This is a genomic window from Syntrophorhabdaceae bacterium, from assembly GCA_028698615.1.
Classification (GTDB): domain Bacteria; phylum Desulfobacterota; class Syntrophorhabdia; order Syntrophorhabdales; family Syntrophorhabdaceae; genus Delta-02.
In genome coordinates this window covers 24,616-47,089 of sequence record JAQVWF010000009.1, presented here as the reverse complement: position 1 = coordinate 47,089, position 22,474 = coordinate 24,616, and the positions used below count along the sequence as shown (strand labels likewise).

The 22,474-nt window shown below is 54.5% G+C and carries 25 protein-coding genes; 8 read left to right on the top strand and 17 right to left on the bottom strand.

Annotated elements, in window-relative coordinates:
- Window positions 1-2: 2 nt before the first annotated feature.
- Genes PHC90_05290 through PHC90_05210 form a run of 17 tightly spaced genes read right to left on the bottom strand, consistent with a single transcriptional unit; the run spans window position 3 to window position 15,886 of the window.
- Window positions 3-998 carry a hypothetical protein gene (locus PHC90_05290; GenBank protein MDD3845759.1) on the bottom strand — a complete coding sequence of 332 codons (996 nt, stop codon included), beginning with the start codon at window positions 996-998 and terminating at the stop codon, window positions 3-5.
- On the bottom strand, window positions 995-1,975 hold the full coding sequence (locus PHC90_05285) for a transketolase C-terminal domain-containing protein (protein ID MDD3845758.1): 981 nt from the start codon (window positions 1,973-1,975) through the stop codon (window positions 995-997). The genes PHC90_05290 and PHC90_05285 overlap by 4 nt, the downstream gene beginning before the upstream one ends.
- Window positions 1,972-2,826: a transketolase gene (locus PHC90_05280; protein MDD3845757.1), complete on the bottom strand. Its 855-nt coding sequence runs from the start codon at window positions 2,824-2,826 to the stop codon at window positions 1,972-1,974. Before PHC90_05280 ends, PHC90_05285 begins: the two co-directional genes overlap by 4 nt.
- Complete coding sequence (locus PHC90_05275; protein MDD3845756.1) at window positions 2,823-3,785, bottom strand: NAD-dependent epimerase/dehydratase family protein; 963 nt, start codon at window positions 3,783-3,785, stop codon at window positions 2,823-2,825. The genes PHC90_05280 and PHC90_05275 overlap by 4 nt, the downstream gene beginning before the upstream one ends.
- 2 nt (window positions 3,786-3,787) lie before the next feature.
- Complete coding sequence (locus PHC90_05270) at window positions 3,788-4,294, bottom strand: dTDP-4-dehydrorhamnose 3,5-epimerase family protein (GenBank protein MDD3845755.1); 507 nt, start codon at window positions 4,292-4,294, stop codon at window positions 3,788-3,790.
- 34 nt (window positions 4,295-4,328) lie between these two features.
- Window positions 4,329-5,042: a macrocin O-methyltransferase gene (locus tag PHC90_05265; protein ID MDD3845754.1), complete on the bottom strand. Its 714-nt coding sequence runs from the start codon at window positions 5,040-5,042 to the stop codon at window positions 4,329-4,331.
- A 4-nt stretch (window positions 5,043-5,046) separates the two neighbouring features.
- The gene (locus tag PHC90_05260; protein ID MDD3845753.1) at window positions 5,047-6,036 is read right to left on the bottom strand and encodes an NAD(P)-dependent oxidoreductase; all 990 of its coding nucleotides are present in this window, start codon (window positions 6,034-6,036) and stop codon (window positions 5,047-5,049) included.
- Between the two features lie 18 nt (window positions 6,037-6,054).
- A complete protein-coding gene (locus PHC90_05255) occupies window positions 6,055-6,813 on the bottom strand; it encodes a macrocin O-methyltransferase (protein ID MDD3845752.1) in 759 nt (252 codons plus the stop codon).
- Window positions 6,814-7,968, bottom strand: coding sequence for an aldo/keto reductase (locus PHC90_05250; GenBank protein MDD3845751.1), 1,155 nt, complete (start codon window positions 7,966-7,968; stop codon window positions 6,814-6,816).
- Window positions 7,968-9,929 (bottom strand): radical SAM protein, encoded by a 1,962-nt coding sequence (locus PHC90_05245; protein ID MDD3845750.1) that lies wholly within the window; start codon window positions 9,927-9,929, stop codon window positions 7,968-7,970. Before PHC90_05245 ends, PHC90_05250 begins: the two co-directional genes overlap by 1 nt.
- Window positions 9,926-10,354, bottom strand: coding sequence for a hypothetical protein (locus PHC90_05240; GenBank protein ID MDD3845749.1), 429 nt, complete (start codon window positions 10,352-10,354; stop codon window positions 9,926-9,928). The genes PHC90_05245 and PHC90_05240 overlap by 4 nt, the downstream gene beginning before the upstream one ends.
- 3 nt (window positions 10,355-10,357) lie before the next feature.
- Window positions 10,358-11,353: an NAD-dependent epimerase/dehydratase family protein gene (locus tag PHC90_05235; GenBank protein ID MDD3845748.1), complete on the bottom strand. Its 996-nt coding sequence runs from the start codon at window positions 11,351-11,353 to the stop codon at window positions 10,358-10,360.
- Entirely contained in the window at window positions 11,340-12,479 is a 1,140-nt protein-coding gene (locus tag PHC90_05230; GenBank protein ID MDD3845747.1) for an aldo/keto reductase, read from the bottom strand. The genes PHC90_05235 and PHC90_05230 overlap by 14 nt, the downstream gene beginning before the upstream one ends.
- The gene (locus PHC90_05225) at window positions 12,476-13,408 is read right to left on the bottom strand and encodes a transketolase C-terminal domain-containing protein (GenBank protein ID MDD3845746.1); all 933 of its coding nucleotides are present in this window, start codon (window positions 13,406-13,408) and stop codon (window positions 12,476-12,478) included. The genes PHC90_05230 and PHC90_05225 overlap by 4 nt, the downstream gene beginning before the upstream one ends.
- Window positions 13,405-14,265 (bottom strand): transketolase, encoded by an 861-nt coding sequence (locus PHC90_05220; protein MDD3845745.1) that lies wholly within the window; start codon window positions 14,263-14,265, stop codon window positions 13,405-13,407. The genes PHC90_05225 and PHC90_05220 overlap by 4 nt, the downstream gene beginning before the upstream one ends.
- Window positions 14,265-15,281: a GDP-mannose 4,6-dehydratase gene (locus tag PHC90_05215; protein MDD3845744.1), complete on the bottom strand. Its 1,017-nt coding sequence runs from the start codon at window positions 15,279-15,281 to the stop codon at window positions 14,265-14,267. The genes PHC90_05220 and PHC90_05215 overlap by 1 nt, the downstream gene beginning before the upstream one ends.
- The gene (locus tag PHC90_05210; GenBank protein MDD3845743.1) at window positions 15,278-15,886 is read right to left on the bottom strand and encodes an HAD family hydrolase; all 609 of its coding nucleotides are present in this window, start codon (window positions 15,884-15,886) and stop codon (window positions 15,278-15,280) included. Before PHC90_05210 ends, PHC90_05215 begins: the two co-directional genes overlap by 4 nt.
- 235 nt (window positions 15,887-16,121) lie before the next feature.
- Here PHC90_05210 and PHC90_05205 point away from each other — a divergent pair, with 235 nt between their 5' ends.
- From PHC90_05205 to PHC90_05170, 8 genes are read left to right on the top strand one after another with little or no spacing between them, the layout of a single operon-like run.
- The gene (locus PHC90_05205; GenBank protein ID MDD3845742.1) at window positions 16,122-17,642 is read left to right on the top strand and encodes a hypothetical protein; all 1,521 of its coding nucleotides are present in this window, start codon (window positions 16,122-16,124) and stop codon (window positions 17,640-17,642) included.
- Entirely contained in the window at window positions 17,626-17,955 is a 330-nt protein-coding gene (locus tag PHC90_05200) for a hypothetical protein (protein ID MDD3845741.1), read from the top strand. The genes PHC90_05205 and PHC90_05200 overlap by 17 nt, the downstream gene beginning before the upstream one ends.
- A 55-nt stretch (window positions 17,956-18,010) precedes the next feature.
- Window positions 18,011-18,217: a hypothetical protein gene (locus PHC90_05195; GenBank protein MDD3845740.1), complete on the top strand. Its 207-nt coding sequence runs from the start codon at window positions 18,011-18,013 to the stop codon at window positions 18,215-18,217.
- On the top strand, window positions 18,207-18,788 hold the full coding sequence (locus tag PHC90_05190; GenBank protein ID MDD3845739.1) for a response regulator: 582 nt from the start codon (window positions 18,207-18,209) through the stop codon (window positions 18,786-18,788). Before PHC90_05195 ends, PHC90_05190 begins: the two co-directional genes overlap by 11 nt.
- A gap of 39 nt (window positions 18,789-18,827) precedes the next feature.
- Complete coding sequence (locus PHC90_05185; GenBank protein MDD3845738.1) at window positions 18,828-20,306, top strand: response regulator; 1,479 nt, start codon at window positions 18,828-18,830, stop codon at window positions 20,304-20,306.
- Window positions 20,296-20,868, top strand: coding sequence for a PilZ domain-containing protein (locus tag PHC90_05180; GenBank protein ID MDD3845737.1), 573 nt, complete (start codon window positions 20,296-20,298; stop codon window positions 20,866-20,868). The genes PHC90_05185 and PHC90_05180 overlap by 11 nt, the downstream gene beginning before the upstream one ends.
- Window positions 20,869-20,874: 6 nt before the next feature.
- Complete coding sequence (locus PHC90_05175) at window positions 20,875-21,642, top strand: flagellar motor protein (GenBank protein MDD3845736.1); 768 nt, start codon at window positions 20,875-20,877, stop codon at window positions 21,640-21,642.
- Window positions 21,639-22,370 carry an OmpA family protein gene (locus PHC90_05170; GenBank protein MDD3845735.1) on the top strand — a complete coding sequence of 244 codons (732 nt, stop codon included), beginning with the start codon at window positions 21,639-21,641 and terminating at the stop codon, window positions 22,368-22,370. The genes PHC90_05175 and PHC90_05170 overlap by 4 nt, the downstream gene beginning before the upstream one ends.
- The last annotated feature ends 104 nt before the right edge of the window (window positions 22,371-22,474 follow it).

The following is a 22,474-nucleotide window of genomic DNA, read 5'->3' as shown; positions in this document are numbered from 1 at the left end:
TTTCAGAGTCCTTCTTCCGCGTAATAGACTATCTGGCTGCCCAGTGTATCGAAACGAAATGGCACGTGGAGGAGAAAATGAAGCGCCTCCTTTACCTTTTTTCTTTTTTCTGGTTTTACGAAGAAGAGCATGAATCCGCCGCCGCCGGCGCCGAGAATCTTGCCGCCTACAGCTCCATTCTTCTTCGCCGTATCGTATATGGTGTCGATGTAGGGATTCGACACCTTGGGCGAAAGGCTCTTCTTGAGTTTCCAGGTTTCATGAAGGAGTTTGCCGAATTCCACCATATCCTTCTCGCCACTCAAGACCTCGAAGGCGTCGTTGACCATGCTCATGAGCGTCTTGTAGTCGGTCCTCTTGTCTTCAAGGCGATCCATTTTCTCCTCCTCTATATTGGAAGCGGAGCGCGTGACGCCCGTAAAGAAGAGGAGAAAATGGTCCTGCAGGTGTTGAAATGCATCTCGGGAAATGGTAACAGGCACGACTTCAATATTGTGCTGGCTCCTGAACTCGATCTTGTTCAAGCCTCCGAATGACGCGGCTACCTGGTCCTGCGAGCCCACCTTTTCTTTGATCATGTCCTGCTCAATGTGGATCGCTTCTAGGGCGAGCCGTTTCTTCGATACAATCTTTCCCTTCAGAGCATAGAGGGCGTGTAGAAGGCCAACCGTGAAAGCCGAACTGGAGGCGAGCCCCGACATTGCCGGTAGGTCGCCGTCATGACTGATGGAAAGACCGAAGTTCACGTCCATGAATCTCAAGGTCTCCCGGATCGAAGGATGGATTATGTCATTGACGCCGCGCGCCTGCTCCTGCTTGGAGTAGTTGAGTCTGTATTTGTAGTCGAAGAAGGGAGGCAAGCATCGGCAACTAATGTAGCAGTATTTATTGATAGTTGTCGATAAGACGGCGCCTCCGCCATTGTTTTCATACCAGGCGGGGAAGTCGGTGCCTCCGCCAAAAAACGAGATACGAAAAGGTGTTCTGGTGATTATCATATGCGTAAAACCCCTCTGTGAAGTGCGTCGTTCCTTATGAGGCTAATAATCCTCCCATCGTTCAACCCATGCTCGCTGTGAAGGAATTCGCGGTCTCCGATCTCGAAACTGTACTTATCTTCAAGCCCGAGTTTATGCACAGACATGGAAAGTCCGTTCCTGGCGATCACATCCAGCACCAGACTTCCCAATCCACCCCCCGTTGCGAAGGCCTCCTCCATGGTGAAGATGGCTGCATATCTTTTCAAGGTCTCGCACAGGAGGTGCTCGTCGAAGGGTTTCAGGAGAAACACATCGACAACGCCGGCCTCTATGCCCATGCTTTTCAGTTTTTCTGCTATTCTCAACGATTTGTGGGTCATATAACCCGTGGAAACGAAGCATGCCCCGGATCCCCTTAAGACCTCGTGAAAACCTTTATCCATGGCAACATCATCACTGTTCGAATAAATATCCGGCAGGAGCTTTCCGTCGAGCCTGATGTATTTGGGTTTTTTCACGGTGATCGAGTGATCCACGAACTTTCCGATAGTGACCGTATCGGCGGGGGAAAAGAGCACGAGATTGGGCAGTGTCCGCATGATGGACAGGTCTTCGAGACAATGATGGGTTGGGCCGGTGAAATCATAGCTCAGGCCTGCACCGACACCTATGAGATTGACATTGACATCCCGGGTGTGGGACAGCAGGCTAAGGTTGATCCGTATCTGCTCATAGGCTCTCATGGAGATGAATGGGGCGATCCCGTAAGCATAAACGACAAACCCCTCCAGCGCCAACCCCGTCGAGATATTGACGAGGTTCTGTTCCGCGATACCCACGTTAATGAACCTGTCTCTGAAGGTACTCCTCAACTTGTCAAGGACGGGGGAACCAAAATCGGCGGACAGGAAGAGAATGTCCTTGTTATCGAACATCCGTTTGTAGAGTTCCTCGATCAAAAAATCCCGCATGACCATCGGTTCGGGCCGTGTCATCTTATCTCCCCGAGCAATGTGTCGATCTCGTCCCCTTTGACCGCCTTTATATGACAGAGGGGATCAGCTTCGAGCCTTGCGATCCCTCTGCCCTTCACCGTGTTGGCGATCAGCGCCTTCGGACGGTCCGCTCCATCCTTCTTGAAGGTCCGCAGTGCCCTGTGCAACTGGCCCATGTCGTGGCCGTCCACGACCTTTGTCTTCCATCCGAAGGCCCTGAGCTTCCCGTCAAGGGGCTCCAGGTCCAGTATGTCCTTGCAGTAACCGAGCATGGACATCTTGTTGTTGTCGATGATGAGCACGAGATTGCCCAAACCGTTGTGCGCGGCGAACATGACAGCCTCCCAGACGGAGCCTTCGTACAGCTCTCCGTCACCGGACAGGACAAAAACCTTTTCCGCCTGATTTCTCATTTTCAATGCGGTGGAGATGCCGCAGGCTACTCCAAGACCGTGTCCAAGCGAGCCATTTACCGTTTCGAAACCGGGGATTGTGCTGTCGGGTATATCATTGAGAAGCCCGCCCTGTTTGCAGACCCTATCGAGCTCTTCCATCGGAAAATACCCCAGGTCGGCAAGGATAGGATAAAGGGATACAGCCCCGTGGGATTTGCTCACAATGAGCCTGTCCCTGTGGTTCCAGTGGATATCCTTTTCGTCGTAGGCGATGATTCCGCCGTAATAGAGGGCGACGAAGATCTCGATGCATGAGAGCGATGACGCGAGCCTTGTCCCCTGCGCGGTTTTGTGGATCTTCAAGGTCTCCCGCCAGACCCACCGTGCCTTTTCCTCCAGCAACGATATGTTTGCAGGCCTGCCCGTCGTATTCTTTCCATTTCCCGTTACCGTCAAAGGTTCACCGTCTTCCTGTACCAGTCGATGGTCTTTGCGATCCCGTCCTTCACACCGGTCTTTGCCTTGAATCCCAGCAATTTGTCCGCCATGGAAACATCGATCAGCCTGATAGGTATCATGGAGGGCCCGGTGGCGTCGTACTCGATCTTTGCGTTGGAATAGTTATCCACTTCCAGGGCAATGCCGAGTATTTCCTTCACGGTGTATCCCTTTCCGAGACCGATATTAACGGGGGCGAAGGTTTCGACCTTCTCCATGGCGGACACCACGGCATCCACGAAATCGTCGATGTAAATGAGGTCCCGTACATCCTCTCCGGATCCCCATACCTGTATCGGGTCGTGCCTTTCCACGACCTTGCGCAGGGTGGCGGCCATGACATGGGATGTCGCAGGATCGAAATCGTCATAAGGCCCGTAGATATTGGAGGGCCTGATCACGATGGTTTTCATGGGTTTTTTCAGTTTTTCAGCATACAGCCGACAGAGTATCTCCGTGTATCTCTTCATCCACCCCACGCCGAAGTAGGTCTCATAAGGATCACCGTCGAACATCTCTTCTTCCTTCACATACCGGTCTCCCGACGGGGGATATGCCGCATTGCTGCTCAGGAAGACGAACTTGTGAACTCCCGCCGCATAAGACGCTTCGAGTATGCGGGCATTCATTATGATATTGGGGGTTACGTGAACGAGGGGTGTTGACGCAATTACCGCCGCCCCGGATGTGTTTGCAGCGCACATGACCACATAGTCCATACCTTCTGCGGCCTTGCCGCAGTCATTTGCGTCGAGCAGATCACACTGAAGGTATTCTATCCTCTCGTCCCTGATGACGGGAGGTTTCCGGTGCAGTGTGGCCCTCACGCGGGCCCCCAGGGAGAGGAACCTGTTTATGAGGTTCACTCCTACGAATCCCGTGCCTCCTGCTATGAGTATCCTTTTGTTTTCAAACATGTTCATTTCCCCTCATCCCTCCTTGATACTATGGGGTCTTTAACGGGCCACCATATGTTCAGCTTTGGATCGTTCCACAAAAGAGTGAACTGGCCGACGCGGTTGTAGTAGGTGTTCTGCTTGTAATGGAATATGGCCTGTTCGGAAAGCACCACGTGGCCATTTCCGAATTTGGGAGGGATCAGCACCTGCTGCCTGTTGTTTTCGGACAATGTAAATGACGTCCACGTGCCGAACTGTGCCGAGGTTTCGTCCCAGTTCACCACGACAAGATAGAACCTTCCCTGCAGACAGGACACCAGTTTCCACGTTTCGCCGTCGCCGTGTATGCCGCGAAGGACATGCCGGGAGGAGACGGATATGTCGTCCTGAATGAAATCGACGCCTATCCCTGATCTTCTGTAGAGCTCTTCGTTATAAAGCTCGACATAGGTGCCCCGAAAGTCCTCAAAGATGGTGGGCGGCTCTATCAGCAGCACGCCGTCGAGATCTGTTTTCCTCACTTCCATAGCTTTCGTTCTCCATCATTCATAGGCGGCAAGCTCATTCGATCACGCAGTACGCGGCAGGTGCGACCGCCCAGGGGATGGACTGCAGCTTCAGGCGGTGTTTCCTGATAAACTGATCAACCGCCAGGGTCTCGCCGGGCCACTCCTGGATCGCATACTCATCAAAGGCAATGATACCGCCTGGGACCATATAATCCATGATCGACTCCAAAACGACTGAAGTCGGTTTGTAAAGGTCCATATGCATCAACACAAATCGAAAACGGACACCGGGATTCTCCTTCACGAAGCGGGGGAAGGTTTCCGCGGCGTCGCCTTGAATGATGTGCATGCGCCCGCCGATGGTGGTGTTGGTCCTCTTGTACCAGTCCAGGTCTTCGAAGAATACCTCCGGGTCTTGCCGGAACCCGCCTATCTTTCTCTGTCCGGTCGCGATGAGGCTCTCGTCTTCCGAGGCCAGTTCCGTTATCCCCGTGAAAATGTCGAATCCATAGAGGTGGTTGGAAGAGGCTCCGTCCCTCTCAAAACAGGGGCGGTTAAATATCTCGATAAGGCGCGAGAGAAAATAGAAGGTCGAGCCGTTGTAGACACCAAACTCCGCCACCGATCCGGGCAGCTCCAATGTCTTTTTGTAAAGCTCAAATATTGCAAGGTGTCGTTCCAGGTGTGACCGGTACAGGAATCCAGCATACTTCGATACTTCGAAAAAAAAGTCTCTTTCCCGTCCTTTATCATCGATGATCTGCATATCCTCATTCCTCAAAGTAGTTTTTGCGTGCCAGGAACTCATCCGCATTGGCGGTGTACCACTCCCACGTCCTTTTAAGCCCTTCAAGGAGTGACGTTGTAGGGTCATAGTCAAGTATTTGTCTGGCAAGGCTGATGTCCATTACCCGCTTGGGAAAGCCTGAGGATTTGGTATCGTCAAAGCGATACGTGAAGGGGATGAAGGCGTTTAATGTTTCAATGAGTTCACGTATCGTGTACCCGTTGCCGCTTCCCAGGTTGACATAGCGCCCCTGCGTGCCGTGATGCAGCGCAAGGATAATTCCCTCCGCGACGTCCCTGCTGTACGCAAAGTCCCGTATCGCCGACCCGTCCCCCCAAACCACGAGAGGGTTTTCGCCATTATGGATGCGGTACATCAGGGTTGGGATGACCATGGCGCTTTTGGGATCGAAATTGTCACCCGGTCCATAGACGTTGCAGGGCCTGACGACGGCGAAGTTTTCAAGGCCGTACTGGGTCCGGTAGGCCTGGATCTGCATCTCCGCCATCCGTTTTGCCCATCCGGGGAACATATCCATCGGCGGCTCCGTTTCCAGTGTGGCTGATTCCTTGAAAACATCGGCGCTTCCATAGGCGCCTATGGAACTGGTATAGACGACTTTCTGGACTTTGTTCAGCCTGCAGGCCTCAAGGACATTGGTGTTGAACATCAGCAGGGGGACGAAGAAGCTGGCAGGCTTCTTGACCGTGACCTCGATGGAGCCCTTGATGCCCGCCACATGGAAGACAAAGTCCATGTCCTTTGTTATGTCTTTGCAGAAGGCAAAATCCGTAAGATCTCCGTATACGTGGTTTGCCCTGTCATCGACACGCAGACGGTCCAGGGAAACGATCCTCACGTGGGCGCCGGCAGTGCACAGGAGGTCCACGATCTCTCTCCCGATCAGGCCCGTGCCTCCGGTGACGACTGCGTTCTTCCCTGAAAAGCGTTTCAGTATCTCATCCCTGATCAAATTAATACCTCCTGATGTCTATTCGACCGTAAAGTAGGATACACGGGAAGCAGGTCGAAAGCGTTTCAGCTTGACGTTGTTCAACCCGAAGACCTCATTCAGTGCGACGGTCTCCCCGGGCGAATCATGGTCGTTCAGTTCGTCAAAACCCAGGACACTCCCCTTTATCAGATGCGGTTTTATCAACTCCAGGCACTTCTTTGTGGGCTCATAAAGATCGAAATCAAAGTACGCCAGGGCAACGATCGTTTCCGGAAAGTCCTTGAGATACTTTTTGAACTTCAGCGTTGCATTTCCCGCGATGGTTTCGAACCTTCTTATGTGGGCAAGAGGGTTGTCTTTTTCCTGAAATTCCAGGATGCTGTCCAGATAATCCTTGTAATTCTTCGTTACAGCCAGGTTCCCCTTTTTCATGAGGCCCGATTTGCCATCCTTTGGGTGGACAACGGGGAAACCTTCGAAGGTATCGAATACGACGATCTTTCTATGACGGTTGAACGTATCGTACATGCCGCGCATGGCGGCAAACAGGGACGCGTTCTGACCCCAGCGGGTCCCGAACTCTATGATTACCCCCGGTATATCGACAATCTGTGTATAGATATGATGCAGAAAGAGGATGCGGGACAGGAGCTTTGAATTCAGGAATAAACCGAGATTGGACATGATCTCGTCGTCCGGGACAGGACATTGCCTGAATAGACTCAATAGCTGATTCCTTGCCGTCTGCTCGTTCTGGCTTTCATACACAACGTTACCAAACTTGGATTTTCCCATTTATACACTCCCGGTGTCTTGCCTGATTACCAATGCGGGAATCGGCTTCGTTCTTTGATAGGCGATAACCCAGGCCCAGTACTTCCTGAGCTGTCCCAGAAAATCGTAAGGGTCGAGTTTATAGAGGCATCTTCCCTGCGGGTCCCTGCATCCTGTCAATTGAATGGGTTTGGTGGACCTGCGCCTGACTATGTCCTGAGCCATCAACTCCGGGCTGGGAACAAGATCAGCGGTATTCTCCAATGCCTCTTCGAGTGAAGTGTAGGTCGGCCTTCCGTCGGGGCTCTCAAGGGAGATCATGTCAATGGGGACATGGACGACTTCGGGCGTTGCAAGACCGTCAATGACGGCAAGGTCATCGGGATGGATATCGAAATCGGCCGCCGCCGCATTCTCCCGTATGTGTCCTGTATCGGCTGCCTTGGTCAGGGCTATGACATGTGATTTGGATACCATCCATCTCAGCACCAGCTGAAAGATGCTCTTTTGATACTTCTCCGCCATAGTTGTCAGGGGCCGCAGAGAATCCGCAACCAGAGACAGGTTACCTTGCCCCAGGGGGCTGTAGGCGATCATTGTGATGGAGTTCTGCCGGCAGTATGGCAGCATTTCAGTTTCCGCTGAGCGATCGTCAAGGCTGTACTCCACCTGGTTTGAAACAATTCCCGGGGAGAGGAGGTCCTTCAGCCCCTGTATGTCTCCCGTGGTGAAGTTGCTTACGCCCACGCAGCGTACCTTACCGTCAGCGACCAGGCGGGTGAGGGCGTCCGCCACCGGCTCCATCGGTGTCCAGGGATTGGGGAAATGGATCTGATACAGGTCGATACGGTCGGTATTCAGCCTGCGCAGGCTGTGTTCTGCCGCAGCCAGGACCGCCGAACGGGTATCGCCGCCCCGGAGGTTGAATTTGGTGGCCAGGACAACCGTGTCCCTCATGCCCTTGATGGCCTTGCCGACCAGCTCTTCCGATAACCCCCCGCCGTACAGATCGGCTGTATCGATCAGGTTCATCCCCGACTCTATCCCTATCCGCCATCCCTTGATTCTCTCCGTGGCCTTGTCGTTGTCGTACCATGCGTAGGAGCCGACGTGCGTTGCCCCCTGTCCGATTGCGGATACTTTCAAGTTTGTGGAGCCAAGAGTCTTGTATAGCATCACAGTAAACCTTCACTCCTTCGGAGTTCGGAGAGGATTTCCTTCCCACGGGCCCCACGAATCGTGTTTTCCACCTCGGAGACTTCGGATGGCATGATCTCATCGAGTCTGCATATTCTGTCCCCTGAGACACCCAGCGACTGCAGATGAGAATAGATCTTGTTTGCGTACCTGGTTAACGGGATGAGAAAGCAGGCTTCAGGCACAGCTTCGACGTTCTCTTTGGAACGCCTTCTTATTCTGAAATCGAGGTAAGACAATCCAATCCTGGATTCATCGATATCCATGACTCCCGCAATGTTAACACCAGCAAGAAAGATCTCCGCCATGGCCTGGAATTCCGCATCGTCCATGCATGGCGTCACAATAACCGGGCACGTCCCGAGCTTGATGTGCTCAAATACCTTTCTGTTGCGGTCATAATCGTTTTTTACATGCTCGAACACCATGGGGGAGATGTTCATCGTCTGGTTGCAGTGACGGCAGGACACCTTGAATATACCCAGGATACGTTGTTTAAACCGTCTGTAAGGGCTCACTCTCCCGCAATGCGGGCATTCGATCGAGAGCCTGTAGGTGTCGTCGGTTTCACGGCAGCTATCCAGGCACCTGCCGAAATGATCGTTCAGAATTGTTGCCCTGGTGACCTCTTTTTTTAGCTGAAACCAGTCCATATGGTTCATGGAGCTGATATTGGGCGGCCTATTGATGCAGGCATCGAGAAGCTCCAGCTGCCGGGTAGGCGAAGGATCTCCCTTGGCAACCTGCTGCTCCCACAGAACAGACCCGGGGTAGGGGCGAACATACCCCATGGTGAGGTGATAATCCGGGTGATCTCTCCAGAAGGAAAGCGTTTCGAGCCCGCTCTTCAACGTCTCGGCAGGGTCGCCGAAGATGAAATAGCCCTGTATACCGATGCCGGCTTTGCGTGTCAGGGTCATCGCCCGTTCGATCTGTGCGGCGTTAATATGCTTGTTCATGCTTCGGAGCACTTCGTCGTTCATGCTCTCGAAGCCGTAACTGACAAGAAAACATCCGGCATCCTTGAGACGTGCCAGCAGTTCTTCATCAATGGTGTCAACCCGCAGCTGGCACATCCATTTAACCGGACGCGGCAGTTGCTTCAGCCGGTCGCATATCTCGAAAAGACGGCCTCTCTTGAGCGACAGAAGCTCGTCGAAGATAGCCAGGTTGTGGACATCATATTTATCGACGACATACCGCACCTCGGCGATAAAATCGTCCACCGGCCGGCTGCGGTAACGCTGACCCAGCGGATGATAACAGAAGGTACACGAAAAGGGACAGCCCCTGCTTGAAATTATGGGATAGAATCGAGGCTCGTCGTTTACATACAGATACAGGCTGTCGTTGGGGCCCTGGCGCGACAGGTATGTCTGGATGTCGAATCCCTCCACATCCGGCCATGCACACTGTTCGAGATCCAGGATGGGCCCCCGGGGTTCGGTCAGCACCAGGGGGCCGCCGTTGATACGATAGCCGACGCCGTTGACGCCTCTGCAGTCATAGCAGCCGTTGTCGAGGGTGCGGATCAGCTCCACAATGGTGATCTCTCCCTCCCCCAGTACCATGTAATCGGGTTTCAGGTAATCGTACATTATGTGTGGAGATGCCGTTACTACCCCTCCGCCGACAATCACTTTACCTGCCGGGTCGATATCCCTTACCGAATCGATGATCTCCTTAATTGATCGATAGTGTGCGGACAGGCCTCCTGTGAGGAAATACCCGTGAGACCGGTCTTTCAGCGATTGAGTCAGCACTTCACTGACAGGACCGCCGTGATGGTTCAGGTTGATCACGTCCACCGCGTAACCGTCCTTTTTCAAGGCTGCCGACACATAGGCCAGCCCCAGGGGAAATTCATAATAGCCCGTCTCGGCATACTGCCCGTAGCGGGGGACGATTATAAGGATGTTCGCGTGTAAAGGGTCTTTCATATGCTCATGTCCCATCCATCCAATCCATCGGTGTTGAAATTGGAGCGGAGCGAGGCCCCATCCTTATCACCGCTCAGTACCAGCAAATGGTTCTTCAAGCGGTTCCGGATACCGTTGAGTTGATGTGACAGCTTCAACAATTCCATATAGCGGTCCGGTTCGCTGGCGTGGTAAATCTCCATGGTGTCCTTGTTGTTCCAGATGTGCAGGTTGAGCTGGGCCAACGCGATGATGACGCGGATCAACGCAGCGTCGAGCTTGATGTTCTTTTCCTCGATGATCATATTGAGGTCATGCTCGATCCGTTTCATTTCTTCCCTGATCGCCTCTTTTTCCGGGAAGGTGGTTTCCTTGATCTGATCCACGGTCAATCTGTCTATCAGCTCGGCTAAAGGCGGTAAGAATAGGCGATTCCCTTCACTCATGTTCTATCTCCCCTTGAGATCTGCCAGATCCCTGTGCTCCATGAACCACGAAATTGTCTTCTTGATCCCCTCTTCAAGGGATACCTGCGGCTGGAAACCGATGGCGTCCCGTGCCTTCTCGATTGAGAGTATGCGAACCTGGTCCCCGGTCGGACCCTCGGGGCGCCACTCGATGGACCCAGACGAGTTCGCGCAGGCGCATACGGTTTCCGCAACCTCCCTGATCGATATCCCTCTGCCGCAACCAAGGTTCAGCGGGACACAGGGCGGGGCTTTGTCGAGCGCAACAAGCAGCCAATCCGCAAGGTCTTCCGAGTAGATGAAGTCGCGCCGGACGGTGCCGTCGCCCCAGACCCTCAACGGGTTCTCCCCGTCGATGACCCTTCGGATTATTGCCGGAATGACCTGGGCCGTAGAAGGATTGAAATCGTCGTACGGCCCGTACACGTTTGAAGGTCTTACTATACGAACGGCGTCCCAGCCGTGTTCGAGCATGTACGCCTCTGCCTGCACTTCGCCGATCCTTTTTGCCAGTCCGGGAATGCGGTCGTTTTGCAGCGGCATGCCGTCCCATACAGTATCCTCCCGTTTCGGCACTTCTGCGCGAGGATATTCACAGATGCTTCCCACGTAGAGGAAGCGCTTCACCTGGTTGCGGAAGGACGCCTCCATGAGATTTGTCTGGAACCAGAGCATCGGGACGAGGTAGCTGGCGACCTTTTTCTGCCCTATGCCCACGGATCCTTTGATGCCCACCATGTTGAAGACGCAGTCATAGCCCCGGGTCGCTGCGAGGCAGTTATCCAGTTGCGTCAGATCAAGACGTTCGAAGGATGCCCCTTCAGGCAGCACGCGCCGGGCGTAGTCCTCGCTATCCATCGATACGATGTGAACGTCGGCGCCGTGCTCAACCAATCGGGCAGCCACGGGGATGCCGATCGTGCCCGTTCCTCCGGCGACGAGGACCTTCCTTCCCCTGTAGAAATCAGCAGTGTTCATTGAGTTCCCCTTTGATGATCGATGGTATGAGAACGTCTTCTCCGCAGGCGATAACCCAGGCCCAGTATCTGAGTTTGCCCTCAACAACCTCGTAACGCGGGCCCACTCTGGCGCCGGGATCCACGGATATCTTGACAGGTTTCAGGATCTCACCGGCCTTGATCTGCGCCGCGAGATCGGCCGGACTCGGAGTCAGCCCGTATGCGTTTTCCCGGGCTTCTTCCAGTGTGACGTACACCTTCTGCGAACTGTCGCCCTTCACCCGTATGAGAGCGGCAGGGACACCCGCTATGTCATCGGCGAAGATGGAGGATATGAGATCGATGTCCTCAGGGGCGATCGCAAAGTCGCCTGTATGTGCATTTTCCGAGAGGTGGTGTTCATTGAAGGTTCGCATTACCACCATGGTTCCTTCCTGCCTGGTCAACCAGGCCAGAACGAGCTGAGTGGAAGAAATGGCATATCTTTTCGCCATCTCCTCGAGCCTGATCAGTTGTTGGCCATCATTTCCCGGTCTCCTGTGGGCAAGCGGGCTGTATCCGATGAAGGTCATCCCGTTGTCCCGGCAGAACGGGACAAAGCTGGATTCTGCCGTGCGGTCGAGAAGATTGTATTCATGCTGGATGGATGCGAAACGACTGTCAGGAAGGAACGACCGGGCCTTCCTTGCTTCTCCGATGGTGCAGTTGCTCATCCCGATATACCGGACCTTGCCGTCGCTGATGAGCCTGTCCATTGCCTGCAGGGTTTCTTCCAGCGGGACCCGCGGATTCGGCCAATGCGTCTGGAGCAGGTCGATCCTGTCCGTTCCCAGTCTCTTGAGGCTTGTTTCCGCGGACGATATGACATCCGCATATGAACTCTTTTCGGGTGGGAATTTGGTGGCAATGAAAACGCTGTCCCTGATGTCTGCAACAGCTCTTCCAAGCGCCTCTTCGGCCCGCCCCGAACCATAGTCACAGGCAGTGTCGATAAATGTCATCCCCATGTCAACCCCGGTGCGTATCAATTTTTCGTCTTCGCGGCCATATGCGGCGGTCCTGGCCTGGCTGCCTATGCCTTTGCCCATACCCAGCCCGACGACCGGAACCCTTTCGCTTGCTGTGCCCAGTGTCGTGTATTTCATGACCACGTCCGAATATGGTTCAAGATGCTGCTGTCGTCCAGTCCGTGCTGCACGTGCATCCACTCCCTGTCCCCGTGGCGCTCGCAGTATCGGTCGTAGAGGGCAAACCGTTTTACCGGTATCCCTGCTCCATGATCGGCAAGTGCCTCCAGTACGGTGCTTCCAATGCCACCGACGGTCGAGTGCTCTTCGAGAGTGACAATTCTGGAGTATCGATGGGCGTACCGCAGGAGCAAGGAAACATTGACGGGCTTTATGCGGTACAGGTCGAGAACGCCGGTCCTTATAGAGTATTTTTCCAACTCTTCCGCCAGCCGGAGGCCTTTATGGACCATGAGGCCCGTCGCCACGATCAGGAGGTCCTGTCCGTCCTTCAACAGGGATAAACCGTCGGAAAGATCCTGCTCGGGGGAATACAGAAGGGGCAGCCTTCCTTTGTCGATTCGCACATAAACAGGTTTCTCGCTTTCGTATGACATGGCGGCCATCCCGGATGCCATCACGGGATCGGAGGGGTTGAAGATGGTCATGCCGGGAAGGGCACGCATAATGGCTACGTCCTGAACGGCGTGATGTGTGGGGCCGTCACTGTTGTACGTGATCCCCGGTCCCGCCCCGATGATGGTTATGGGAAGGCCCATGCCGCTTATATTGACCTTGATCTGCTCGAAACAGCGCATGGTGGCAAAAGGCGCAATGGCATAGACGAATACCTTTTTACCGCCCAGGGCCAGTCCGGTGGCTATATTGATCATGTTCTGTTCCGCCACACCCATGTTGATGTATTGCCCGTTGATATCTTTCTTGAAACGTTCGAGACTTAAGGCCCCCATATCGGCCGTGAGAAACAGAACGTTGTTGTCGGCGGCAGCGATATCATAAAGCCTGTCAAAGAAGGCATCTCTTATGTCGAGCCCTGGTTCTGTCACGACGTCACTTCCTTCACCGGTGTCGCGCAGAGGTCGATGTCCAGCTCTTTTCTTGCCGTTTCCAGTTCATCCGACGTCGGTACGCCATGGTGCCAGTGAAGCTGCCTTTCCATGAAGGATACGCCGCGCCCCTTGATCGTGCTGGCGATAACAGCCAGAGGTTTGCCGTTGTCGCGGGCCTTGATGGTTTTCAGGACCTCGAGTATTTCCTTGTGGGAGTGACCGTCTATTGACTTTACCTCCCATCCGAAGGCTTCCCATTTCTCGGCAAAAGGCTCCAGCCTGACGCAGTCTTCCGTGAAATCGGTTACGCACTGTCCGTTGCGGTCAATGACCACCGCAAGATTGCCGAGCTCGTGGTGGCCGGCGAACATGGCCGCTTCCCAAAGGGAACCCTCGTAGCACTCGCCGTCACCGACGAGGACAACCGTCTTATAGTCTTTGTGGTCGAGTTTTGCGCATAATGACAGGCCCGCACCGATACCGAGCCCTTGCCCAAGAGAACCGCTGTCTGTTTCAACACCGGGGATGTTCCTGTCGGGGTGCCCGCCCAGCATGGTTGCGTTACCGCAAAATGTCGAAAGCTCGGATAATGGAAAGAACCCCAGATCGGCCAGTATCGTGTAAAGCGCTACTCCCGAGTGGCCCTTGCTCATAATGAACCGGTCGCGGTCCGGCCAGCCGGGATCTCTTGCATCGTACCTGAGGATATCCCCGTAAAAGAGACTGACCAAAATGTCCGTGCAGGACAACGCTCCTCCGATGTGGCCCTTCTTTGCGTTGAATATCATTTCAACGATCTGCTTCCTTACCCATCGGGCCTTCTTTTCGAGAAAATTGATCGAGGTATCCATCATCACCTATTCAAGAACATCTTTCCTGCTTTGACCCGTTCCCGCCAGTAGCCGAGAAGGTCCTTCATTGTTGTTTCAAATGATATCTCCGGCTTCCATCCCGTGTGACCGTGAAACTTGGAGATGTCCGGCACCTGGAGATCGGCGTCGAGGGGTCTTAGTCTCCCTTCTTCCGTCTCAACGCGGATCCTGTCCTTTGCGGCGGAGATCCCTATGAGATGGTCCAGCATCTCACCTACCGTGCAGGAGAACGCCCCTCCGATGTTGTAATACTGGCCCGGGATGGGGTTGACGGTGACCAGCATGTAATAGGCGCGCACCGCGTCCCGCACATCCGACCAGGTGCGCATCGAATTGAGGTTGCCCGTCTTCACGACGGGCGGGATCAACCCCCGCTCTATCATGGCGATCTGCTTGGCGAAGGTGGATTCGGCAAAGACGTCCCCCCTGCGCGGCCCGGTGTGAGTGAACATTCTCGTGACGACGACCTTCTGGGCGTAAGCCTCCGCGTGGAAGCGGCCCACCATGTCGGTGCCGATCTTCGATATGGCGTAGGGCGAGGCGGGGTGAAAAGAGCATTCCTCGTTTATGGGAAGCTTTTCCCTGGGAACCCGGCCGAATACCTCCGATGAGGAACATACATGAATGATGGGATCAATGCCGCCCGTCCGCCTTATGGCCTCAAGAAGCCGCTCCGTCCCCAGTATGTTCGTCTCAAGGGTATCGAAAGGTGCGGAGAAGCTGGTCTTCGGGTAGCTCTGGGCGGCAAGGTGAAACACAAAATCGGGTCTGCTTTCCTCCACGGTGCCCGCCAGAGAGACATAGTCGTTGAGATCGCCATTCAGGAAATATACCCGGTCGTTCCTGTTTGCCCTGTCGAGAAGGTGTTCGACGTTGTCGAGGGGGCTTCTCCACCTGCACATCCCGTAGATGTCCCAGTCGGTATGTTCGAGGAGAAAATCGCACAGATGGGAACCCACCATGCCCGTTACTCCCGTAATAAGCGCTCTTTTTGTCACATCGCCATCCTTCTTGCTCTGGTATCTCCGACGATCCTTCGGGCCGCGTCGAGGAGGCCCGCCCCGTGGAGACAGGCCGCAGGGTGATAGTCGCTGGCAAGCAATATCGTCCTGAGTCCCGCCCTTTCTCCGGCCAGGATATCGGTTGCGGAGTCGCCGATCATATAACTGTTTGACATGTCGATGGATATCCCGCGCTTCCGGAAGTCCTTGAGGGCCATTTCGAAAAGGCCCGTTCCCGGTTTCCTGCAGGAACATCCGTCAGACGCAAGGTGGGGGCATACGTAGATGCCATCCACATGGGAGCCGTTCTCTTCGAGAGATCCTGTCATTTTCGTATGGATGGTCTCTATAGCTTCCATTGTGACCAACCCCTTGCCGATGCACTGCTGATTGGTGACCACGATGACGAGGCGGTCATTGGCATTGAAGAGCCTTATCGCTTCGAAGACACCGGGAAGGAAGGTGAACCCCGACCAGTGTGTCACGTATTCTCCCTCCGCCATCTTCATGTTGATGATCCCGTCGCGGTCAAGGAAGACGGCGGGTCGTGTGGAATCCGCTATTTTTGCATCCCGGTACATGGTCATGCGAATGTTTTGCAATATCCGTGCCTTGTCCGCTCCACCTCGCGGGATGCCCACAAAAGGCCCGTAAACAGTGATTGATAAACGCCTGCCCGCGCCGGATATGATCGTGCGTTTCCAACCGGTGTTCCCATCGTATTTGGGGTATGTTGTCAGATAATTGACGTTCCGGATCGGGAGAACCGATGGCCGGGTTAAGCAAATGTCCGGTGCAGCCGATAAGGAACATGGGAGAACACAGAGGGACCATGTCATGAAGATAGGCTATACGGCATATCCTTTTATGGGGCTGCCCGCGACACAGAAACCATCGGCCGCCCGTGGAATGGATGATCCTCTGCGCGCCGCAGACGCCTGTCCTCCCTCGGTGTGCCTCCCCGCGGCAACTCTCAAGTGTCTCCAGACGATCGAACGGATGACCTCGGACATCATGAACATGACTGGCGATAGCCTCAGTGTCGAGGCCAAGGGGTGCACGGAGCAAGTGTCTGCCGGTTCGCCATTCAAGCCTGTCATAACAAAGGACGACATTCTCGTCTATTTTTCTCCTGCGGCCTCTGGTCCAGAAGGTGAAGAAGGGTTGGGCGAGATCTTTGTAGTAAAGGATATGACGGGTCCCCCGCTGGTCGATGGAGAAGGAGTGTCGCAGGAAGATGCCCTGACCGCCCTCGCAAACGACGTTGCACGGAAGGTGTCTTTCTTTGCTGCCGGTCTGAGTGTGGGAACCATGGACCTTGATTCGGGGCAGGTGAGAGAGAAGTTCATCATTTCCGTGGAAACCGTCGATGATGTTCCCGTTCCCTCTATCATCCGCCACGACAGATCAGGGGAAGCAGCGATCTTTCGTGAAGGCACAGGGGAAGCCGGTGATGCGACGGTCCCCGTGGAGGTTGCGAGAATTGCAGCTCTCCTGGCATCCCTTCCTGTGGATCCATCTGTGTCGGGCAGGGAGATGGCGCAGATCGTGTCCCGGCTCATTTCAGGCGGCAAAGACTCAGGAGATGAACAGCAGGACAAGGGTGCGCAGGATCCTGATGCCGCGCCGGTCCAAGTCGCTGCGAGCCCTGTCGCACCGCAGGTCCAAGTCGCTGCGAGCCCTGTCGCACCGCCGGCCAAACCTTTCGGTCCTGTTGTTACCTTCATTGGAACGTCTCCGGGAGCCGGCCGGATCGAGGGTGCTCAGAAGGAAGCTGAAAATACTGCCGGAAAGATGGCCGCTCTTTCCGAGGCTGTCAATGAGTTTGTGGCCGGATCCGTCTCCGGCATGGAGGAAGCCGCAGGTGATGAGGCCTCGGCCGCCGCAGCCGCCAATGTCGCCGTGAAAGAGGCGATGAAACAGGCTCTGGCGGCGTCTCTTGCGGGCGCCGTCAAGCATGCGGCCGGCATGAACGGCCCTGACACGCCAAAGACCCTGGGGATTGACCTTGACGAAAGGGGCCTTCTTGCGGTGGATGCGGCGGTGCTTCGCGATTCGCTCTCAGGGAGCAAAGGCGAGACGGTCCGCTTTGTCCACGATTTCGCCGCCTCCCTTCATGACAGGGTCAGCCATAACGCCTACGCCTTTGCGGGGGCGTACGCGGGGGCGGACAAGGCGGTCCTTGACGCTCCTTCCGGCAAAGAACGCACATCCGGTGACGACACGGACCGGAAGGTCGAGTTCGAGAAGAGGCTCAATGAGCTGCGGGTGCTTTTGAAAAGCTCCTATGAATTGAAGGATTCCTTCATGCGAAGAGAGTTTGCGGGACAGGACGGGCAGGATGAAGACGGGTATTGAGAGAGACATCATCTATTTTGAAGGAATGACCCTGGCGGCGCTCGGCCAGGAAGACGGGGCCGCATTTATCAGGTGCCTTCTGGAACGGGAGAAGGTTTGCGGACGCCTTGCCGCGTCATCGAAGGAACTCGACGCCGATGCTGCCGAGAGATTTTATAATAACGAGACGCGGGTCGTAGAGAGACTTGAGGAGGAACGCTTAAAGCTGTTGATGGAGATCGGCCAGTATTCGCAAAACCGGCGGGCGCTGAGATCGTACAGCCCGAAATTTCCCCTGCCGCCGGTCCCTTTCATTTTTTCTGTGGAGAAATAAAAAAATAGCTTAAGTCATCTTTTCTTTGGGCCGATAAGGTTACAGGGAGAAGCAGATGACGATCTCGGATTACCAGATAAGCAGTGTCATAAAGACCTACATGAAGAACATGAAGGTCCGGATGAACAGGGCTGGTAAGGAACAGGACATGGAGCACCGCGAGGATGAAGTGAATATCTCACGGGAAGGAATGAAGAAAATGCTTTATGACCGGATCGGCGAACAAGTGACCGAAAAGTTGAAAAGACATAATGAAAAATGATGAATCCTTCCGCATTCTCGTTGTTGACGATAACAAGGAACTCAGAGAGATCCTCGAGGAGTACCTGGGAGGAGAGGGCCATTATGCAGAAGGCGCAGCCAACGGCAGGGAAGCCCTTGAAAGGCACCTCAAGGATCCTTATGACCTGATCGTTACAGACCTCAACATGCCGGAGATATCCGGCATGGAGCTGATAAAGACCATCAGAAAAGACAACCAGGAAACCGAGTTCATTATCATCACCGGTTACGCCTCCATGGACAGCGCCGTCGAAGCGGTACGGATCGGCGCATTCGATTATATCGTCAAGCCCTTCAGGATGGAGGAACTCCAGGTGGTGGTCAAGAACGTCCGTGACAAGGTGATGCTGAAAAAGCTCAATGCAAAGCTCGTTCAAACCCTTCAGAGCTTTTACGATGAGATGGAAAGGTATCGGCGCGGGAAGATGCCTGAAGAATCGGAGAGCAGGGACGAACCCGTAAACGGAAGACAGGCAAGCGATACAGAACAGATCGTTGCCGAGATCAGGGATATGGAAAAACTGAGAAAGGGGAGGCTTCTGATTGAATGACAGAATGTCCAATCGAGCCAGAAGGCACAGGGATGAGCGATGCTAGAAGGAACCAGGATACTCGTCGTCGATGACAACCCCGAGGTCATCAATATCCTGGCAGATTTCCTGGGTCTCAACGGTTGCGAGATATACGAGGCGACCTGCGGAAAGGAAGCCCTCGAGATGCTGGATCGGAAGGATCCCGAGATAGTCATTCTCGATGTCCAGCTTCCCGATCTCAACGGCATAACCCTCATAGATACCATCAAGGTCACGAAGCCCACCACGGCCGTCATAATGGCGACAGGCTACTATGATCCCAATTTTGTCATCGATGCCATGAAGAAGGGCGCCTCGGACTTTCTTCTCAAGCCTTTCGAACTTGACAAGCTCATGCTTGTCATGATGAGGGTCCTCAGGGAGAGAAGGCTCCTTATCGAGAACGAGAGCATGATGCAGAACCTGGGTGACAAGAGGAAGATCGAGCATCTGAACCGGGAACTGCAGAAGAAGATAAAAGAACTGACCACCATGTACCACATATCGAACAAGTTCAATTCCATCAATATCTTCGAGGATGTTTACGAGAAAATGATCCAGATCGTGGGTGAGACCCTCGATGTCCGCTCATGCGGGTATTACGTTCCCGACGGTGACGCGAATGAATTGATACTCTATGCGGGGCACACGAAGGACGGCGAGGGGCCCGGCTGGGACTGGCAACGCATCAGCATCCCCGAGGATTTCAAGGCGGAGGCGCGCAGCACCCGCAGGCACGTCGTCAAAGACAACCGGATCTACCTTCCCCTCGTCATCCAGGGGGAGCCCATCGGGTTCATAATGACGGAGGCGAAGCTCAACGGCGGCAAGGGGTCGAAGTCCCTGGAGAGCGATGCCTTCTTTCTTCGCCTCATCGCCGAAAAGGCATCGACGCAGATCGAGAACAGGATGCTCTACGAGAGTCTCTTCGAGAACATCCTCCACACCCTGAGATCCCTGATCATCGCCATCACGAAGCGCGACCTCTACACGGAAGGCCATTGCAAGAGGGTCACGGGCATGAGCCTTGCCCTTGGCGAGCGGCTCGGCGCCACCGAATACGAGAGGGATGTCATCAGGGTCGTCTGCCCCGTCCATGATCTCGGGAAGATAGGCATTCCCGACAGCATACTGCTCAAGCCGGGGCGGCTCTCCGACGAGGAATACGTCATCATGCAGAGCCATTCTGTTTACGGGGAAGAGATCATGAGCCGCTTCGAGATCCTTGCGAAAGAGGCGAGGATCATCAGGCATCATCATGAGCGCTATGACGGCAATGGATATCCCGATCGCCTGGCAGGCGAGGACATCCCTGTCTGCTCGCGCATAATCGCCGTTTGCGATGCATACGATGCCATGGTCACCGACCGGCCCTACCGCAAGGCGATGGACATGGGGGAGATCGTTTCGGAGATCACGCGATGCAGCGGCAGCCAGTTCGATCCTGCGATAGCGCAGGCCTTTGCCGATTTGGTCCGGGACGGGTATGAACGGTGACGATGAAAGAAGGGAGTTCTTCAGGATCAAGGACAGGATCCCCCTTGAGTTCCGCCCCATCAGTCGTGATGAGTTCTTAAGGCTCCAGGACGCTATCCGCTACAACTCGACACAGGTCATCGACAAGCTGCATGAGCTTTACTTTCTGGAAGGCCATTGCGAGTCCGGGGATGAGACCGATCAGATGCATGCCTATATGCAGATGATCAACAAGAAGCTCGATATGATCATCGAGATCCTGGGTAAGTCCTCCACGGGCGAGAATTACACCACCATCAACACCGATGTGGACATAAGCGGCGCCGGCGTACGGTTCATGTGCGAGTCGTCCCTGACGGAGGAGGATTTCGTGGAACTCAAGATCATTGTCCCCATCTTTCCCTATCCCAAGATCACCTGTCTGTGCCAGGTGGTGAGGGTGGAACAGCGCGACGATGCAGGCCCGCGCAAATGCGCACTGAAATTCATGGTCATAAACGAGAAGGATCAGGACATCCTGATCAATTATGTCTTCTTGAAAGAGCGCCAGTGCCTGCGTCAGAAAAAAGAAACGGCGAGTTAATGAGCTATGGATATTGCAACCATACTCGGCCTTGTGGTCGGAATCGGCTCCGTTCTTATCGCCTTCATCATGGAGGGGGGACATCTCTCCGCGCTGATCCAGCTCCCGGCCATGATACTTGTCATATTCGGCACCTTCGGCGCGGCAACGGTAACCACCTCCGTTAAACAGCTCGCCAATCTCCCCAACCTCATGAAGGTGGCCTTCTTCGAAAAGAAGATGGACTCCCCTGCGCTCATCGAGCTGCTCTTCGACCTTTCCCAGAAGGCCCGGAAGAACGGACTGTTGAGTCTTGAGAAGGACCTCGACGCCATCGAGGAGCCCTTTCTGAGAAAGGCGATACAGTTGGCCATCGACGGTTTCGAGACGAACAAGATACGGGAGATCCTGGAAATTGAGATGGCCTATATAGAGGAGCGTCACAAGGCGGGGGCGAATTTCTTCCTGAAGCTCGGGGGGTTTTCCCCGACGCTGGGCATTATGGGAACGGTGCTGGGGCTTATCCATGCGCTGGGGAATATGGAAAACAGCTCGAATATGGCCTCGGCCATCGCAAGCGCATTCATCGCGACCCTCTGGGGCGTCGCCATGGCAAACCTTATCTACCTGCCTCTGTCGGACAAGCTCAAACACAAGCACCAGGATGAGGCCCTCTATCTTGAGATCATAACGGAGGGCGCCATATCGCTCGCCATGGGTGACAACCCGCGGGTGATTCGGATGAAGCTCGTTTCCTTTCTGCTTCCCGACAAGCGCACGGAGGCGTTGCGATGAGACGGAGGAAGAAACGGGAGGAGCCCGAGAATCTCGAACGCTGGCTCATCACGTATGCCGACCTCATCACGCTGCTCCTTGCTTTCTTTATCATGATGTACACGTTCTCAAAGCATGATTCGCAGAAATACAGGGAAGTGACAGGGCATCTGAAGACGATCTTCACCGGCGGGTCGGGTATTGTAACCGAGGGGAACGCGGCGGGAAACGTTCCCTTCGATGTCTCCCTGAAAACCCCCGGTTCCGCAGAGGACGTGAAAGCCAGGCTCGAAGAGGAGATAAAAAAACTCGCAGGCACGGACTCCCTTGAGAAAAAGGTATCTGTTATCACCGACGAGCGGGGCATCGTGATCAGGGTCCTCGACGAGGCTTTCTTCGACCTCGGCAAGGCCGATCTCAAGCCGGGTGCCAAACGGACGCTGGACACGATAGCGACTGTCATAAAGTCAATAGACAATCCCCTGCGCGTCGAGGGCCACACCGACGATATTCCCATCGCGACCCCCGAGTTCAAGTCCAACTGGGAGCTTTCGGTAAGGCGCGCGACGGAGGTCGTGCGCTACCTCATTGAAAAACATGATGTCTCACCGCCGAGGATATCGGCGGTAGGCTACGCCGAATACCATCCCGTCGCCCCCAACGACACCGACGAGAACCGTTCCCGAAACCGCAGGATAGAGATCGTTGTCTTGAGATCCCTGTCGGATGATCAAAAAAAATCTCCCTAACCATTGTCTCGGCAATTCATGTGTGATATTGTAGCCATACGATAGGAAGACTCTTGCCGTCCCGGTATCCGTCATTCCGGCGAAGGCCGGAATCCAGAAAAGCT